Here is a 15,688-nt window from a genome sequence, read left to right on the forward strand (position 1 = left end):
TGGACGATCTCGGGCGGCACCTCCGGCCCGGCTAGATCGGGCGGAAACCCGCTCCAGCGTCGCCGCGCGCGTTCACATCGTTCAGGATGTCGGTGATGTTCACGCCGATCTCCGGACCGAGACACGGCACGCCCAAGTAGCCGTTGACCATGCCGACCAGCGTTGTCCCGACTACGACCGGCCCGCCGGAATCGCCCTCCGCGACACATGTTTGGGTCCAGGTCGCAGTGCCGTCCGTGAACGCGTCGCCATAGGCCAACCCGCAGGTCCGGCCAGTGGTCCGACCTTCTTTGCAGACGATGTCCGGGAATCGCGGGGGTCCGCCGACGCCGGTGATGGTCGTGCCACCCACAGTGTTCACCGGCGCGACCTTGCCCTGGTCGAACACGATCACGGCGTAGTCGAGATCGCTGTTGGTGTAGGCGAAGGTGCCGACCACGCCACCGTCGCGGTTGGCATCGGCGACGACCGTCGCGCCGGGGTCGCCACAGTGCCCCGCGGTGAATCCGACCAGCCGACCGCCGGAGTCGCGCCCGATCGTGGTGAGGGTGCAGATGTTCTGATTGCCGACGATGATGCCGGAGCCACCGCCCAGCACGGGCCCGGTCTCGGCGTGCGCGGCCCCTGATTGCGCCCCGAACAGCGTCGCGCCTGCGGCGAGCGCCGCGGCGGCGGCCGCGAGTTTCCTTAACATGGCCATTCGATTATTGAAGCGCACGCGTCCGTGCTTCAGGGATATATGTTCGTGCGTTTCACGAATAGATATGCACATGTCGTCCCGTGGCCGGCTCTGACGTTCGAGGGCGCTGTCGCGATCGGGCGCGCCTCGAACATAACCAGCGGGTCACGGGCGGGCTCGGAGCATGGACGGCCTCTGGAGCTCCGATTACGCTGACGAAGCGGATCGTTTGCCCACGCTACTTGCGATGGAGTGATGCCCGTGATGGCCGCCGAGCAGCGCAGTGTTGTCGGTCCGGGCTGGTCGCGCGAGGTAGTGCGGCAAATCGAGTGCGGCGCGCGCCGGTGGCTGGAAGGCCGTGGTCACCAGCGGCCGGGTTCCGGAAGCCGCGTGCGCGTCGATGCCCAGCCTGCCCGGACCCGAGCGGAGGCGGCGTGACGGTGCCGAATCCCGATTCGCCCGCCCCGTCGAAAGCGGGTAAGTCGGAAGTGGGTGAAGAGGAACTCGACTATCGCTTCACGCTCGCGAACGAACGCACCTTCTTGGCCTGGATGCGGACCTCGCTGGGTTTGGTTGCCGGTGGTGTCGCGGTGCACACGCTGGTGCAGTCGTTCCGGATCGGCGGGTTCCGGCGCGCGATCGCGTTGAGCTGTCTGGTTCTGGCAACGGTGGTCGCGGTCGGCGCGTACGTGCACTGGCGGCGCGTCGGCCTGGCCATGCGGCGGGGTGGACCTTTGCCGGACACAGTGCTGGTGCCGATCCTGTCGGCGGGTATCGCGATCGTGTCCGTGCTGGCCGGCCTGGCGGTTCTGCTGCGATGACCGCGCCACCTCTGGCCGCGGAACGGACCGCACTGGCGTGGCGGCGCACCGCGGTGGCGGCGATGGCGGTCGGCACGCTGTTTTTGCACTACGCCCTCGCCGGCGGATGGCGGCCCGCCGCAATCGCGCCCATCAGTGCCGCGTTCGCGATGCTCGTGCTGGCTGGGGCCTGCTACCTGCGCAATCGCACCTTGCGCCAAGGCCGGTACGCACACGGACACCGCTTCGTCGCCGCGTCGGCAGCGGCTGTCGTCGTCGCGGTCGCGGCGGTCGGTTTCCTCGATCCACATCCGTGAAGGGCAGGGACACAGCATGGTTGGACGACCCGTGAGGAGGACGACAATGAGCACAGCGAGTGAGCCGACCGGCTTCATCGTCGCGGACCATCGGCGTGCGGCCTGCGCGCTGCCATCAGCCGACACCGCCGAACTGGCCGATGCGGAACGCGGTTTCGTCGCTGCGCTGGATCCGGGCGTGGTCACCTCGGAAGACGGAACCGTCGTCTGGGACAACGACTCCTACGCGTTTCTCCAGGAACCCTGCCCGGCGTCGGTCCATCCCGGCCTGTGGCGACAGTCCGGGATGGTCGTGCAGCAGGGCCTGTTCGAGGTCACGGAGGGCATCTACCAGATCCGCGGGCTGGACATCTCCAATATGACACTGGTCGAAGGCAGCACCGGTGTCCTGGTGATCGATCCGCTGATCTCGGTGGAGACGGCGGCAGCGGGTCTCGCGCTCTACCGCGCACAGCGCGGCGACCGCCCGGTGACCGGCCTGATCTACACCCATTCACACGTCGACCATTTCGGCGGCGCGTGGGGGGTCACGACCGCTGACGATGTCGCGGCCGGCCGATGTCCGGTGCTGGCGCCTGCCGGTTTCCTGGAACACGCGGTGGCCGAAAACATTTACGCGGGCACCGCGATGGCGCGGCGTGCGGGGTACATGTACGGCGCGGTGCTGCCGCGCGGCCCGCTCGGCGCGGTGGGCTCGGGCCTCGGCCAGACCACCTCGGTCGGCACCGTCACGCTGATCACCCCGACGGTCGACATCACCAGGACCGGACAGGAGGAGACGGTCGACGGGATACGGATGGTCTTCCAGCTCACACCCGGCACCGAAGCGCCCGCCGAGATGAACGTCTACTTCCCCGACCGTCACGCCTTGTGTATGGCCGAGAACGCGACGCACACCATGCACAACGTGCTCACGCTGCGCGGCGCGCTGGTGCGCGACGCGCACGTCTGGGCGAAGTATCTGACCGAGGCGATCAACCTCTTCGCCCGCGAGTCCGATGTGGTCTTCGCGTCGCACCACTGGCCGACCTGGGGCACCGCGCGCCTGGTCGAGTTTCTCGCGCTGCAGCGTGATCTGTACGGGTACCTGCACGACCAAACCGTGCGGCTGCTGAACCAGGGGTACGTCGGCACGGAGATCGCCGAAATGCTGACGCTCCCACCGGCCGTCGAACAAGCGTGGCACACGCGTGGGTACTACGGATCGGTCAGTCACAACGTCAAGGCCATCTATCAGCGCTACATGGGTTGGTTCGATGGCAACCCGGCCCACCTCTGGGAGTATCCGCCGGTCGAATCCGCGCGGCGACACGTCGAATTCATGGGCGGCGCGGACGAAGTGCTGCGCAAGGCGCAGCTCTCCTACTACGAGGGGGACTTCCGGTGGGTGGCGCAGGTGCTCAACTATGTCATCTTCGCCGAGCCGGATAACGAGGCCGCGAAGGAATTGCAGGCCAGCACCTTCGAACAACTCGGGTATGGCGCGGAGAACGCGACCTGGCGCAACTTCTATCTCAGCGGAGCCTACGAGCTGCGCTACGGTTCGTTCGGCACGCCGACCAAGGCCGAATCGCCGACTGTGGCCGCGGCGCTGTCGGTCGAGCAGATCTTCGACGCCTTGGCGCTGCGCGTCGATGGTCCCAAGGCGTGGGACCATCGGCTGGTGACGGACTGGATCCTCACCGACGAGGACCGGACCCATCGGCTCGAACTGCGCAACGGATGCCTGACCCATTTCGACCGCACCCCCGGCATGACCCTTCCGGCGCCCGACGCCACGTTCACGCTGGCCAGGGCCACACTCATCCGAGTGCTGCTGGCGGGTGAGGACTTCGGCGTGGCGGCGGCCGCCGGCGACATCGTCATCGAGGGAGACGTCACCAAGCTCGCCGAACTGGTCGACATCTTCGACGCCCCGGACCCCGATTTCGCCATCGTCACGCCGTAGTAGTCCTGGCTCTTGGGCGGTGCGGTACCAAGCCCACGCCCGCTGCCGCGAGCGCGGTGGTACGCCGACCTCCACCGGCGGCAGGAGCGTCGTGCCGCGTAACCCGATCCCGCGGCGGTCCGCGTTCAGACGGATGTCGGCAACGCCGCGATGTATCTGCCCGCGACGAAGCGCTGGAGGAGCCGCACCACCGGTCCACCGAGTCGCGTGTACCAGACGGCCGGACGGGAGAACGCGATGATCAAGCCGTGCACGGTTTCGCTGTCGGAGTCGTATTCGACCGCGAACAGCTCCTCGCCGGACTCCGGATGCCCCGGCAACGTCCCATAGGCGAAACCTTGCCGGTCGGGTTCGTCCAGCACGTACACCACGCGGCACGGCGCGGCGATCCCGACCGGACCGACCCCCAGCCGCACGGTGATCGCGGTACCGGGCTCCGCCGTCGGCGTCTCGGCGAACTGGAAGATCCCGGTGCCCTTCTGCATCCGATAGGCCAGGATCTCGGTCCCCGCGTGCTCGAACAACGCGCGACCCCGGCCGATCGGACGCCGCCGCCGAAACCCGTGATACCCGCCTGGCAGCACACCCCTGGTCGCACCCACCTCGCGATAGGTGAACGGTGGCCCGTTGAGCGCATTCTCCATACGTCGATCTTCACCTCTCACGGTGCCGCCCGCCAGACGGATCGCCCTCCAGCGTCGCTGTGGGGGCTATCGGGGTGCGTTCACCGCCCGAATGCCGGATGAAAGGGGCGGTGGGGACCGACGCCGTCTCGCGCGCCTGACAGCGTCGAAGGAGCCTGACCCTGCACCTCCGCGAACAACCTCGGCTCGCGCGCCGCCGGGGAGAGTCTGCCCAGAATGTCGTCGACCATTCGTGGACGACGCGGACGCTCGCGGAAGGACCGGCTTCAGACGCACGGGAGTCAGATGGAGGAGTCCGAGCGGGTCCAGGTACTCGCGCCCGCGACGCCCGCTGCCCTCAGCACGCGCTCCCCAGTGCAGGCACGGGGTCGCGCAGCCCAGGTGACCGGACTGCAGCGTGCCGATCCGGGTGCCACGCCCGACTCGCCTGCCCACCGGAACGTCGGCGCTGACCGGCTCGTAGGTCGTGCGAAGGCCGCCGGGATGATCGATCGACACGACCGGTTTATCGGCCACGGTTGCGGCGAACACGACTATCCCGTCTCCTGCGGCCAGCACGGCCTGCCCCTCGTCTCCAGCCAGATCGACCCCACGATGCCCGGGCAGCCAGTTGTGCGCGGGTTTGTCGAAGCGTCGCACCACTGCGGGCCGCGGTTGTAGCGGCCAGCCGAACCGATTGTCGGGTGCCGCCATCGCCCTCGGCTCCATCGAGACGGCCGCGAGGATGCCGAGCCCCAGCACCGGCGCGAGACGCCGACATACCGGCATACCGTTCGACAGAGTCATCGCAGCCGAGTCGGGACTGCCGAGAAAGCTGCCCCGGTTATGGATGAGGATTCGGCCGGATGACGCGAGGAGACCTGCGATGACGGAGAGCCGGTACCAGGCTGGTCGGCTTCGGCACCGGTATCGGACTGCCGGAACCGGAGCGGCGCGCGGCGCAGCAGGCCCGGAACGGACGAAAGGCAGACCGATACCGCGCACACCCCGAGCGTGGGTTCCGCGAGGTACGAATCGGCTGCGACCGGCGGCGCCGAGACGACGCCGAGGAAGAACAACAGCGGGATGAGCAAGGTCGTCAACGCGGAGATCGGTTTCATGCCTCCTACTCTGGTGCGGCGCAGATTCCCGGGGCGGCTCGATGCGCAAAATGTGGATAACCTGACCGGCTGTGAAAATCCAGTGTTCCGCCTGGTCGAAGCCTTTGGATCGGACCGATTTAGATCTCGAGGCCCGCAGGCCGTAAACTTGGCGGGCGGTCTGTGCACGCACGGACCGACTTCGCGCGCCACCCGTGCCTGTTCGTGACGGCGCTGTCCGAGAGAGCTCAACCAGTTTTCGGGTTCTCGGCAGCGTATTCGCCGACAGGGAATCGCCGGCTGGTCCCACCCTCGCGGTCGGGTCCGACGATTTGGCGGCGCCAGGGCAGCGGATCGCCGATTCGCTGCGTCAACCGGCAAACGAAAGAGAGATACGAGAGCCATGGCTGTCGTAACCATGAAGCAGCTGCTCGACAGCGGCGCGCACTTCGGGCACCAGACGCGGCGCTGGAACCCGAAGATGAAGCGGTTCATCTTCACCGACCGCAACGGCATCTACATCATCGACCTGCAGCAGACGCTGACCTACATCGACAAGGCCTACGAGTTCGTCAAGGAGACCGTCGCCCACGGTGGCACCGTCCTGTTCGTCGGTACCAAGAAGCAGGCCCAGGAATCGATCGCGGCCGAGGCGACCCGGGTCGGGATGCCGTACGTCAACCAGCGCTGGCTCGGTGGCATGCTCACCAACTTCTCCACCGTGCACAAGCGCCTGCAGCGCCTCAAGGAGCTCGAGGCGATGGAGCAGACCGGTGGCTTCGAGGGTCGCACCAAGAAGGAAATCCTCATGCTGACGCGTGAGATGAACAAGCTGGAGCGCACCCTCGGCGGTATCCGCGACATGCAGAAGGTGCCCTCGGCCATCTGGGTCGTCGACACCAACAAGGAGCACATCGCCGTCGGCGAGGCGCGCAAGCTGAACATCCCGGTCATCGCGATCCTGGACACCAACTGCGACCCCGACCTGGTCGACTACCCCATCCCGGGTAACGACGACGCGATCCGCTCCGCTGCCTTGCTGACCAAGGTCGTCGCCTCCGCGGTGGCCGAGGGCGTGCAGGCACGCGCCGGTCTGTCCGCGGGCGACCAGAAGCCGGAAGCGGGTGCCGGCGAGCCGCTGGCCGAGTGGGAGCAGGAGCTGCTCGCGCAGGCCGCCCCCGATGCCGCCGAGACCGCGGCCGAGACCTCGGCCGAGGCCTGAGACTCGTAATCACGGTGGCGTGAGCGACGGTCCCGGAAGCGGCAGCGTGCGCGACCGCGGAGGGGGCCTGCGAAGGCCGCAATTCAGACAGTGTTTCGGCGGCGATCACGAGCGAGTGCCATCGTGGTCGCCGCTGTCAAGAACTCACACTTCCCAAAGGAGGCTCGCCGAGAATGGCGAACTACACCGCTGCCGATGTGAAGCGGCTCCGGGAGCTGACCGGCTCCGGCATGATGGACTGTAAGAACGCGCTGGCCGAGACCGACGGTGACTTCGACAAGGCCGTCGAGCTGCTGCGCATCAAGGGCGCCAAGGACGTCGGCAAGCGTGCCGAGCGGACCACCGCCGAAGGCCTCGTCGTCGCCAAGGACGGCGTCATGGTCGAGATCAACTCCGAGACCGACTTCGTTGCGAAGAACGCGGAGTTCCAGCAGTTGGCCGAGCAGGTCGTCGCCGCGGCGGCGACCGCAAAGCCCGCCGACTTGGCGACCCTGAAGGCCCTGGACCTGGGCGGCCGGACGGTCGACGAGGCCGTGCAGGCGCTCGCCGCGAAGATCGGCGAGAAGCTGGAGCTGCGCCGGGTGATCTCGCTGGACGGCCCGGTCGCCACCTACCTGCACAAGCGTGCTTCGGACCTGCCGCCCGCCGTCGGCGTGCTGGTCGAGTACACCGGTGAGGGCGACGCCGCCGCCGAGGCCGCCCGCGCCGCGGCCATGCAGGTCGCCGCGCTCAAGGCCAAGTACGTGACCCGCGACGAGGTTCCGGCCGACATCGTGGAGAACGAGCGCCGCATCGCCGAGCAGACCGCTCGCGAGGAGGGCAAGCCCGAGGCCGCGCTGCCGAAGATCACCGAAGGTCGCGTGAACGGCTTCTTCAAGGACGTCGTCCTGCTGGAGCAGTCGTCGGTCACCGATTCCAAGAAGACCGTCAAGGCTCTGCTGGACGAGGCGGGTGTCACCGTGACGCGCTTCGCTCGCTTCGAGGTCGGCGCGAACTAGTCGCCGCACCCCAGCGTGCAGGCCCCCCGACAACCGAGTGAACGCCGGTTGACGGGGGGCCTTCTGCTGCCGCTCGAACCGAATAAGGCAGGATAGGTGCCGCTCCGCCTTGTTCTACGTCGCAGGCGCTTGCCGTGAGCACCGAATCGCCGCAAGAACGACAATCCATCGCCGAAGGAGACTGCAGACCCATGATGGACCCGGGGACCGATCGCCCAGGATATCGGCGGGTGCTGCTCAAACTGGGCGGCGAGATGTTCGGCGGAGGCAAGGTCGGGCTGGATCCGGATGTCGTGCAGACGGTCGCTGAGCAGATCGCCGAGGTGGTCGCCACCGGAGTCCAGGTGGCCGTGGTGATCGGCGGCGGCAACTTCTTTCGGGGTGCCGAGCTGGAAGAGCGTGGCATGGAGCGCGCCCGCTCCGACTATATGGGCATGCTCGGCACAGTCATGAACAGCCTTGCGCTGCAAGACTTTCTGCAGCAGCAGGGGGTGGACACCCGGGTGCAGACGGCGATCACCATGGGGCAGGTCGCCGAGCCCTATCTCCCGCTGCGCGCCAAGCGGCATCTGGAGAAGGGGCGCGTGGTCATCTTCGGTGCGGGCATGGGCATGCCGTATTTCTCCACCGACACCACCGCCGCGCAACGTGCCTTGGAGATCGGCGCGGACGTGGTCCTGATGGCCAAAGCGGTCGACGGCGTGTTCACTGCCGACCCGCGCGTCGACGAGACCGCGACGATGTACTCCGAGATCACCCACAAGGAGGTCATCGAGCGCGACCTCAAGGTCGCCGACGCAACGGCCTTCAGCCTGTGCATGGACAACCAGATGCCCATTCTGGTGTTCAATTTGTTGACCAAGGGCAATATCGCCCGCGCGGTCGCCGGTGAGAAGATCGGGACATTGGTTAGGTCCTGATACCGCAGACCGCGGATCATGACATGACGACGCTGTGGAGGAAACGGTCGTGATTGAAGAAGCGCTCTTCGACGCCGAGGAGAAGATGGAAAAGGCCGTCTCGGTGGCGAAGGACGATCTCGGAACCATTCGCACGGGCCGGGCGAATCCGGGCATGTTCTCCCGGGTCGTCATCGACTACTACGGTTCGCCGACCCCGATCACCCAGGTGTCCAGCATCACGGTGCCGGAGCCGCGCATGGTCGTGATCAAGCCGTACGAGGCGAGTCAGCTCGGACCGATCGAGACCGCGATCCGCAACTCGGACCTCGGGGTCAACCCGACCAACAACGGGGACATCATCCGGATCTCGGTGCCACAGCTGACCGAGGAGCGCCGCCGCGAATTGGCCAAACAGGCCAAGGGCAAGGGGGAGGACGCCAAGGTCGCCATCCGCAACGTCCGCCGCAAGGCCATGGACGAGCTGGCGCGTATCCAGAAAGACGGCGAGGCGGGGGAGGACGAGGTGGGGCGCGCCGAGAAGGAACTCGACAAGACCACCGCCAAGTATGTCGGACAGATCGATGAACTGGTGAAGCACAAGGAAGCCGAACTGCTCGAGGTCTGACGCCGAGCGGCGGCACGAGGACCCGGTCGGAGTCCGGTTGGCGCGCGAAGCCGAGGGCCGGAGGGTGCCGCCAGGGAAACCGGCGGCATGAGCGGGCGGCTTGCGTAACCGCGCCGCGATCGTGGCCTGTGGCGCACAGCGGAGGGCCCGCCCGGGCGGGGGATGAACGGAACGACGAGTGAGCGACGGGACAATCGTGGCCGAGAACGCCGCCGCGACCGGTGCGGCCGAGGAGCCGCCGGTGAACGGTAGAGCCGATGCCAGGCAAGAGCACGCGCACCAGGCCGGCACGTCCGAACCTCTGGTCACGTCCGCGGGCGATACAGTGGCCGCCCATCCCGACCCGGCGCCGAACGGTTCGCGGGCGGGCCGCAATCTGCCGGCCGCGCTGAGCGTCGGCTTCGGACTCGGCTTATCCCTGATCGCGATCCTGCTGTTCGTGCCGAAGGTATTCATCGGCGTCGCGGCGGCCGCGGTGGGCGTGGCCACCTGGGAGGTTGCCAAGCGGCTGCGCGAAGCGGATGTGCTCGTTCCCCGGGTGCCGCTGATCGTCGGCGGACAGGCGGTGTTCTGGCTCGGCTGGCCGTACGGCGCGGGCGGCGTCACGGGTGCGTTCGCCGCCACCGCACTGATCTGCATGGCGTGGCGGTTGTTCGACCACGGTCTGCGAACCGCGCCGCGAAACTTCTTGCGCGACACCGCCATCACGGTCTTCACCCTGGCCTGGATCCCGCTGCTCGCCTCGTTCGCGACCCTGCTGCTGCTCGAGCCGGACGGCAACCTGCGAGTGCTGACGTTCATGATCCTGGTGGTCTGCTCGGATGTCGGCGGCTACGTGGCGGGCGTGCTGTTCGGCAAGCATCCGATGGTGCCCTCGATCAGCCCGAAGAAGTCCTGGGAAGGGTTCGGCGGCTCGCTGGTGTTCAGCGTGATCGGTGGTCTGCTGACGGTGACGTTGCTGCTGGACGCGAACTCGATGATCGGCGTGGTCCTCGGCGTGGGCTTGGTGCTGGTGGCGACCTGCGGTGATCTCATCGAATCGCAGATCAAGCGCGATCTCGGCATCAAGGACATGGGTACCCTGCTGCCTGGCCACGGCGGCATCATGGACCGCCTCGACTCCATGCTGCCTTCGGCGTTCTTTTCCTGGTTGGTGCTGTCCACCCTGCTCTGAGCGGTCAGCGTTGTTTGGCCCGGCGGCGCAGCTGCAGAATGCGTACACCGCCGACCGATGCCATGACCAGCGCGCCGCCGATCACCGACAGCAGCACCGTGACACCGAGCGGCAGCGAGAAGTCCCAAAAGAACAGGTGCACCTGCACCTGATCGAGATTCTGCAGGATGAAGATCAGCAACACGACCAGGATCAGGACGCCGACGACCAACCCCGTCCAGGCGTAGCCGGCCCGCGAGGACAGCGACTTCCCGGCGGCGGCCGGGCGCTCGGACGCACGGTCCGGCCGGCCTGTGCGTGGGTGCGCCAGGTCCGGGTCGGGCTCCGGCGTGTGGTCAGAGTGGGCGGACATGATTCGATCATTGCCGACCGCTATCACGGGCGCAGGGATTTCATCGCATCGAACCGGGCATGTCGGGCCGACGGCGCAGTGGTTCGCGTAGATGGGACAATGGAGCAACTATGACGGTCTCTCTGCCCCTCGTTTTCGATGCGCCGCGCCGCGGCATGCCGCCGCGTCACCTGGCCGACCTCGATGCCGACGGTAGGCGCGCGGCTGTCGAGGAGCTGGGCCTGCCGAAGTTCCGCGCCGATCAGATCGCCCGGCAGTACTACGCGCGATTGCAGGCGGATCCGGCGCGGATGACCGATCTGCCGGCCGCTGTGCGCGAGAAGATCGGCGAGGCGCTGTTCCCGCCGCTGCTGAGCGTGGTCAAGCACGTGGCATGCGATGCCGGGGAAACCCGGAAGACGTTGTGGCGCGCGGGCGATGGCACGCTCCTGGAGAGCGTTCTGATGCGCTATCCCGACCGCTCTACCCTGTGTATTTCCAGCCAGGCGGGTTGCGGCATGGCGTGCCCGTTCTGCGCCACCGGCCAGGGCGGACTGAATCGGAACCTGTCCACCGCCGAGATCGTCGACCAGGTACGCGCCGCCGCCGCCGCGCTGCGTGACGGGGAAGTGGCGGGCGGCCCGGGCCGGTTGTCCAACATCGTTTTCATGGGTATGGGCGAGCCGCTGGCCAACTACAAGCGTGTGGTCGCCGCGGTTCGCCGGATCACCTCACCCGCGCCGGACGGTCTCGGCATCTCCCAGCGCAACGTCGTGGTCTCCACGGTGGGCCTGGCCCCCGCCATCCGCAAGCTGGCCGACGAGGGATTGTCGGTCACACTGGCGGTCTCGCTGCACACCCCCGACGACGAACTTCGCGACACGCTTGTTCCGGTCAACAATCGCTGGCCGGTCGCCGAAGTGCTCGATGCCGCCCGCTACTACGCCGATACGACGGGCCGCCGCGTATCGGTCGAGTACGCGCTCATCCGCGACATCAACGACCAGCCGTGGCGCGCGGACCTGCTCGGCGCGAAGCTGCACAAGGCTCTCGGCTCCCGCGTGCACGTCAATGTCATCCCGCTCAACCCGACCCCGGGCTCGAAATGGGACGCCAGCCCCAAACCGGTCGAGCAGGAGTTCGTCCGGCGCGTGAACGCACAGGGCGTGCCCTGCACGGTCCGCGACACCCGCGGCCAGGAAATCGCCGCGGCCTGCGGGCAATTGGCCGCGGAGAACTGAATCGTTCTCCGGTCGGGAGCCGTGTGCCCTAGCCGCGGTTCTTCGCCGGACGGTTCGTGGCGGCGCGGCGTTCGGCTTTCTTCGCCTCGAGGCGCGCGTTCTCCGCGCGGACCGCGGCGTAGCTCTCGCGTTCGCGAAGCAACCACTCCGGGGGGTCGGCAAGCAGGACGCCGATCTCCTCGGCAGTGAGTGCGTCGGGCACCTGGGCGCGGGCCAGACCGGCGTTGGAGATGCCGAGTTTGCGGGACACCACATCACGGGGGAACGGTCCGTTGCGGCGCAGCTCGGTGAGCCATTCGGGCGGGTCGCTTTGCCATGCGTCGAGCTGTGTGCGGGAGATCGGCGCGCTGCGGAACTCCTCTGGCGCGGCCGGAAGATAGATGCCGAGTTTGTTCGCCGCCGTCAGCGGCTTCATTGTCTGCGGTTTCTTATCCGGGCTCACCGATACAGTCTAATGGGCGCCCGCAGCCGAATTCCGCGCGCGGTCTCGTGCCGGATCGAGCCGAGGCCAGGAAGCCGCGCGTGCGGTCCCGACGCCTGCGGTGGCATACGCTGGCACGAGTGAGCAGGTTGGAGTCGATCGATGTGGTGCGCCTGCGCTGGTTCGTCGCGGTTGCGCAGGAACTGCATTTCGCGCGCGCGGCGAAGTCGCTGCATATCTCCCGTCAGAAGTTGAGCCATGCCGTCATCGACTTGGAAAACGAGCTCGGGACCAAGCTTTTCGTGCCGGGTGCGCAGCCGACGCAGCTCACCGGCGACGGGCGGGACTTGCTGGAGCGGGCGCGGGTGATCATCGCGTGCGCGGAATCGGCGGCCGACGAGCGGACGGTGGCCCCGGCCGTTCTCCGGGTCGGCTTCGTGCCCGGTGTCACCGTCTCGAAGTGGACGAGGATCTGGGCCGAGCGGTTCCCCGAGACCCCACTCGAAGTCATCGCACTGGCCCAGGCCGACCAAGAAGCGGCACTGCGGGAGGGACGCGCCGACATGTGTTTCGTCCGGCTGCCGATCGACCGCACCGGCATGAGCGCCATTCCGCTCTACCGGGAGCTCCCGGTCGCGGTGGTGCAGAAGGACCATCCGATCTCGGTGTTCGACGAGGTGCGCCGGGCCGACCTGGCCGATGAACACCTCCAGGACACCTCGGACGTCGATGCTGTCGCCGGTGCGCTGGAACTGGTCGCCGCGGCCGGTGGGGCGGCCATCGTGCCGCATTCGCTCGCTCGATTGCACCACCGTCGCGACCTGGTCTACCGCACGCTGGTCGATGTCGCCGAGACGGAGATCGCCCTGGCCTGGCCCGCCGACCGCAACACGGACATGGTCGAGGATTTCATCGGCGTGGTGCGCGGCCGGTCCGAGCGCAGTTCGCGCGCTCCCGCGCGCGCCGGCAACGCGGAAGTTCCGCGAAAGTCGTCCACCGCCCGGTCAGGCGGCCGCTCGACTTCCGCGAAGAAGTCCGGCCGGCGACGCGGGCGGTAGTCGAGCGGTCAGCCTTTGCAGACCCGGTTGAGTTCGTCGGTCGCGGGGTCCAGGTTGGTGATCTTGTCGTCGGTGAGGGCGTGGGCGTAAGCGATGATGGCATCCTTCTCCGCGCCCCGGGCGTCGATTGCGGAGAGCTTGGCAGCGAGGGACTGCTGCACGGTCGGGTCCAGGTTGCCACCCGACTCGGCGATGGCGGCGTTGATCGCGTCGACAGCCGCGCCGCACGCCGGTGACTGTGCGTGGGCGGGCGCCGCGGGCAGCAGGAGCAGCGAGCCGATGGCGCCCACCGAGAGCAAGGCGGCCGAACAAGTCTTGATCATTACGTCCTAAAGATCGTGCGAACGGGACCGGGTCGGCGACCCGGCAGGGACGCGGACCCCGGACGCACACAGTACCGGGGGGAACGCCCGCGGTACAGGACGAATGAAATTGTGCGAGAAGACTTTTCGGACGGCGGATCTAGCGCGGCTTGTTCTGCAACCACGAATCGCGAACCAGGATGCCCACGATCGCGGCGGCGAAACCGACCAGGAAGAGGTCCTCGACCCGGCCGCTGTGGTTGCCGATCAGCATGGCCAACAGGATCAGCGCGACGATCCAGCCGGCGGTCCGGAAGGTGCGCCGCGACTCGCCGCTCCAACCCCAGGCGGCGGAGGGAACTTCGGCGGGGTCCACTCGAGTGACGATGCCGCGTTCGGTGTCGGCGTGTTCGAGTTCCGTGGCGGCCACGATCGCTCCTTAGCTGTCTCATACCGGGATCCCGGTACGCACTCGACGAGTTACTGCTGGATATCGTGACATACGACGGCGCGTCGTTGTAAGTCGGCATGAGTGCTCAGGTCCGGAAGGCGGCGGCGAAGTGCGACCACGGCGGGCTCCACTCATGTGCGTGCGGGCACAGCCAATGCGCATGGCGGGCACAGCCCGTGCGCGTCGGACGCGTTCTCGGCGGTAGGCCAGAATGAAGTCGTGTCCGACATCGTCAGAGTCCTGCTGCTGGGTAGCACCGGATCCATCGGTACCCAAGCCCTCGAGGTGATCGCCGCCAATCCGGATCGGTTCGAGGTGGTGGGACTCGCCGCGCGCGGCGGGAACACCGAGTTGCTCGCCGCCCAGATGGCTGCCACCGGAACGCGCAACGTCGCCGTCGCCGATCCGAACGCGGCACGCCGGCTGGACCTGCCCCTGGGAGGTCCAGGGGCCGTGACCGAGCTGGTGCGCCGCACCGACGCGGACGTCGTGCTGAACGCCCTGGTCGGCTCGCTCGGGCTGGAGCCGACGCTCGCCACCCTCGAGTCGGGCACACGACTGGCCCTGGCGAACAAGGAGTCATTGGTCGCGGGAGGTTCCCTGGTGACACGTGCGGCCGCTCCCGGCCAGATCGTGCCCGTCGACTCCGAGCATTCCGCGCTGGCGCAGTGTCTACGTGGCGGGCGCGCCGACGAGGTCGACCGACTGGTGCTGACCGCCTCCGGCGGCCCGTTCCGTGGCTGGACCGCGGACATGCTCGAATCCGTCGATCCTGCCGAGGCCAAGGCGCATCCCACCTGGTCGATGGGCCTGATGAACACGCTGAACTCGGCTTCGCTGGTGAACAAGGGACTCGAGCTGATCGAGACGCACCTGCTGTTCGGCATCCCCTACGACCGCATCGACGTCACCGTGCACCCGCAGTCGATCGTGCACTCGATGGTCACCTTCACCGACGGCTCGACACTCGCCCAGGCCAGCCCGCCGGACATGAAGCTCCCCATCGCACTGGCCCTCGGCTGGCCCGACCGCGTGCCCGGCGCTGCTTCGGCCTGCGATTTCGGTTCCGCGGCTACCTGGACGTTCGAGCCGGTCGACAATGAAGTCTTCCCGGCCGTCGAGCTGGCTCGCGCGGCCGGGCAGGCAGGCGGCAGCGTCACCGCGGTCTATAACGCCGCGAACGAGGTGGCGGTACAGGCTTTCCTGGACGGCGCCATTCGCTTCCCACAGATCGTGCGGACGGTCGCTGCCGCGGTCGAGGCGGCCGAGCGGTGGCACGCTGAACCGGATTCGCTCGACGAGGTCCTCGCCGCCGACTCCTGGGCGCGCGAATTCGCCGCCGCCCTGGTCCGTCGCTGAACGGGCGATCGGATCGGACTCGCGGGGCGACGGCGTCCTGGCACACTGAAGACATCGGGTCGACCGGTGTCCCATTAGGGTGATCAACGTGCTCGCGGCCAGGAGCGGACGCGTGCGTGCGGGATATTCGAGCTGCG

17 protein-coding genes and 1 pseudogene are annotated in these 15,688 nt (G+C 67.7%); 11 read left to right on the top strand and 7 right to left on the bottom strand.

Annotated features, from left to right (window positions below; all coding sequences use genetic code 11):
• Positions 1-31: 31 nt before the first annotated feature.
• Positions 32-694 (bottom strand): chymotrypsin family serine protease, encoded by a 663-nt coding sequence (locus tag ACT86A_RS06195; protein WP_445091024.1) that lies wholly within the window; start codon positions 692-694, stop codon positions 32-34.
• 425 nt (positions 695-1,119) lie between these two features.
• Here ACT86A_RS06195 and ACT86A_RS06200 point away from each other — a divergent pair, with 425 nt between their 5' ends.
• From ACT86A_RS06200 to ACT86A_RS06210, 3 genes are read left to right on the top strand one after another with little or no spacing between them, the layout of a single operon-like run.
• Positions 1,120-1,500: a YidH family protein gene (locus tag ACT86A_RS06200; protein WP_445091319.1), complete on the top strand. Its 381-nt coding sequence runs from the start codon at positions 1,120-1,122 to the stop codon at positions 1,498-1,500.
• Positions 1,497-1,796, top strand: coding sequence for a DUF202 domain-containing protein (locus ACT86A_RS06205; RefSeq protein ID WP_445091025.1), 300 nt, complete (start codon positions 1,497-1,499; stop codon positions 1,794-1,796). The genes ACT86A_RS06200 and ACT86A_RS06205 overlap by 4 nt, the downstream gene beginning before the upstream one ends.
• Positions 1,797-1,842: 46 nt before the next feature.
• Positions 1,843-3,744 carry an alkyl/aryl-sulfatase gene (locus ACT86A_RS06210; RefSeq protein WP_445091026.1) on the top strand — a complete coding sequence of 634 codons (1,902 nt, stop codon included), beginning with the start codon at positions 1,843-1,845 and terminating at the stop codon, positions 3,742-3,744.
• A 125-nt stretch (positions 3,745-3,869) separates the two neighbouring features.
• Here ACT86A_RS06210 and ACT86A_RS06215 read toward each other — a convergent pair whose 3' ends face one another.
• Both ACT86A_RS06215 and ACT86A_RS06220 read right to left on the bottom strand, forming a co-directional pair.
• Entirely contained in the window at positions 3,870-4,388 is a 519-nt protein-coding gene (locus ACT86A_RS06215; RefSeq protein WP_445091027.1) for a DUF1990 domain-containing protein, read from the bottom strand.
• 258 nt (positions 4,389-4,646) lie between these two features.
• Positions 4,647-5,096, bottom strand: a pseudogene (locus tag ACT86A_RS06220) (M23 family metallopeptidase); the annotation flags it as partial.
• A 774-nt stretch (positions 5,097-5,870) separates the two neighbouring features.
• Between ACT86A_RS06220 and rpsB the strand changes: the two are divergent.
• From rpsB to ACT86A_RS06245, 5 genes are all read left to right on the top strand, one after another.
• Entirely contained in the window at positions 5,871-6,689 is an 819-nt protein-coding gene (gene rpsB / locus ACT86A_RS06225; protein ID WP_445091028.1) for a 30S ribosomal protein S2, read from the top strand.
• A 173-nt stretch (positions 6,690-6,862) separates the two neighbouring features.
• Positions 6,863-7,687, top strand: coding sequence for a translation elongation factor Ts (gene tsf / locus ACT86A_RS06230; protein WP_445091029.1), 825 nt, complete (start codon positions 6,863-6,865; stop codon positions 7,685-7,687).
• A gap of 191 nt (positions 7,688-7,878) precedes the next feature.
• On the top strand, positions 7,879-8,607 hold the full coding sequence (gene pyrH / locus ACT86A_RS06235) for a UMP kinase (protein WP_445091030.1): 729 nt from the start codon (positions 7,879-7,881) through the stop codon (positions 8,605-8,607).
• A 49-nt stretch (positions 8,608-8,656) separates the two neighbouring features.
• Positions 8,657-9,214, top strand: coding sequence for a ribosome recycling factor (gene frr, locus ACT86A_RS06240; protein ID WP_445091031.1), 558 nt, complete (start codon positions 8,657-8,659; stop codon positions 9,212-9,214).
• Positions 9,215-9,515: 301 nt separating this feature from the next.
• Positions 9,516-10,388: a phosphatidate cytidylyltransferase gene (locus ACT86A_RS06245; RefSeq protein ID WP_445091320.1), complete on the top strand. Its 873-nt coding sequence runs from the start codon at positions 9,516-9,518 to the stop codon at positions 10,386-10,388.
• A 4-nt stretch (positions 10,389-10,392) separates the two neighbouring features.
• On the opposite strand, the gene ACT86A_RS06250 is transcribed toward ACT86A_RS06245, so the two are convergent.
• On the bottom strand, positions 10,393-10,740 hold the full coding sequence (locus tag ACT86A_RS06250; RefSeq protein ID WP_445091032.1) for a LapA family protein: 348 nt from the start codon (positions 10,738-10,740) through the stop codon (positions 10,393-10,395).
• 110 nt (positions 10,741-10,850) lie between these two features.
• Here ACT86A_RS06250 and rlmN point away from each other — a divergent pair, with 110 nt between their 5' ends.
• Positions 10,851-11,960, top strand: a complete 1,110-nt coding sequence (rlmN, locus tag ACT86A_RS06255) for a dual-specificity RNA methyltransferase RlmN (protein WP_445091033.1) — start codon at positions 10,851-10,853, stop codon at positions 11,958-11,960.
• A 28-nt stretch (positions 11,961-11,988) separates the two neighbouring features.
• On the opposite strand, the gene ACT86A_RS06260 is transcribed toward rlmN, so the two are convergent.
• Positions 11,989-12,375: a DUF5997 family protein gene (locus ACT86A_RS06260; protein WP_445091034.1), complete on the bottom strand. Its 387-nt coding sequence runs from the start codon at positions 12,373-12,375 to the stop codon at positions 11,989-11,991.
• Positions 12,376-12,521: 146 nt separating this feature from the next.
• Between ACT86A_RS06260 and ACT86A_RS06265 the strand changes: the two genes are divergently transcribed.
• A complete protein-coding gene (locus tag ACT86A_RS06265; RefSeq protein ID WP_445091035.1) occupies positions 12,522-13,439 on the top strand; it encodes a LysR family transcriptional regulator in 918 nt (305 codons plus the stop codon).
• Between the two features lie 8 nt (positions 13,440-13,447).
• On the opposite strand, the gene ACT86A_RS06270 is transcribed toward ACT86A_RS06265, so the two are convergent.
• Together ACT86A_RS06270 and ACT86A_RS06275 are read right to left on the bottom strand one after the other, a co-directional pair.
• A complete protein-coding gene (locus ACT86A_RS06270; RefSeq protein ID WP_445091036.1) occupies positions 13,448-13,762 on the bottom strand; it encodes a hypothetical protein in 315 nt (104 codons plus the stop codon).
• Positions 13,763-13,901: 139 nt separating this feature from the next.
• The gene (locus ACT86A_RS06275; RefSeq protein WP_445091037.1) at positions 13,902-14,171 is read right to left on the bottom strand and encodes a DUF2631 domain-containing protein; all 270 of its coding nucleotides are present in this window, start codon (positions 14,169-14,171) and stop codon (positions 13,902-13,904) included.
• A gap of 240 nt (positions 14,172-14,411) precedes the next feature.
• Here ACT86A_RS06275 and dxr point away from each other — a divergent pair, with 240 nt between their 5' ends.
• Positions 14,412-15,551: a 1-deoxy-D-xylulose-5-phosphate reductoisomerase gene (gene dxr / locus ACT86A_RS06280; protein WP_445091038.1), complete on the top strand. Its 1,140-nt coding sequence runs from the start codon at positions 14,412-14,414 to the stop codon at positions 15,549-15,551.
• The last annotated feature ends 137 nt before the right edge of the window (positions 15,552-15,688 follow it).

Source organism: Nocardia glycosmidis (assembly GCF_052545115.1).

Coding starts and splice junctions, on each gene's coding strand:
- ACT86A_RS06195 (WP_445091024.1), bottom strand. CDS start 694: ATGTTAAGGAAACTCGCGGCCGCCGCCGCGGCGCTCGCCGCAGGCGCG.
- ACT86A_RS06205 (WP_445091025.1), top strand. CDS start 1,497: ATGACCGCGCCACCTCTGGCCGCGGAACGGACCGCACTGGCGTGGCGG.
- ACT86A_RS06210 (WP_445091026.1), top strand. CDS start 1,843: ATGAGCACAGCGAGTGAGCCGACCGGCTTCATCGTCGCGGACCATCGG.
- ACT86A_RS06215 (WP_445091027.1), bottom strand. CDS start 4,388: ATGGAGAATGCGCTCAACGGGCCACCGTTCACCTATCGCGAGGTGGGT.
- rpsB (WP_445091028.1), top strand. CDS start 5,871: ATGGCTGTCGTAACCATGAAGCAGCTGCTCGACAGCGGCGCGCACTTC.
- tsf (WP_445091029.1), top strand. CDS start 6,863: ATGGCGAACTACACCGCTGCCGATGTGAAGCGGCTCCGGGAGCTGACC.
- pyrH (WP_445091030.1), top strand. CDS start 7,879: ATGATGGACCCGGGGACCGATCGCCCAGGATATCGGCGGGTGCTGCTC.
- ACT86A_RS06250 (WP_445091032.1), bottom strand. CDS start 10,740: ATGTCCGCCCACTCTGACCACACGCCGGAGCCCGACCCGGACCTGGCG.
- rlmN (WP_445091033.1), top strand. CDS start 10,851: ATGACGGTCTCTCTGCCCCTCGTTTTCGATGCGCCGCGCCGCGGCATG.
- ACT86A_RS06260 (WP_445091034.1), bottom strand. CDS start 12,375: ATGAAGCCGCTGACGGCGGCGAACAAACTCGGCATCTATCTTCCGGCC.
- ACT86A_RS06270 (WP_445091036.1), bottom strand. CDS start 13,762: ATGATCAAGACTTGTTCGGCCGCCTTGCTCTCGGTGGGCGCCATCGGC.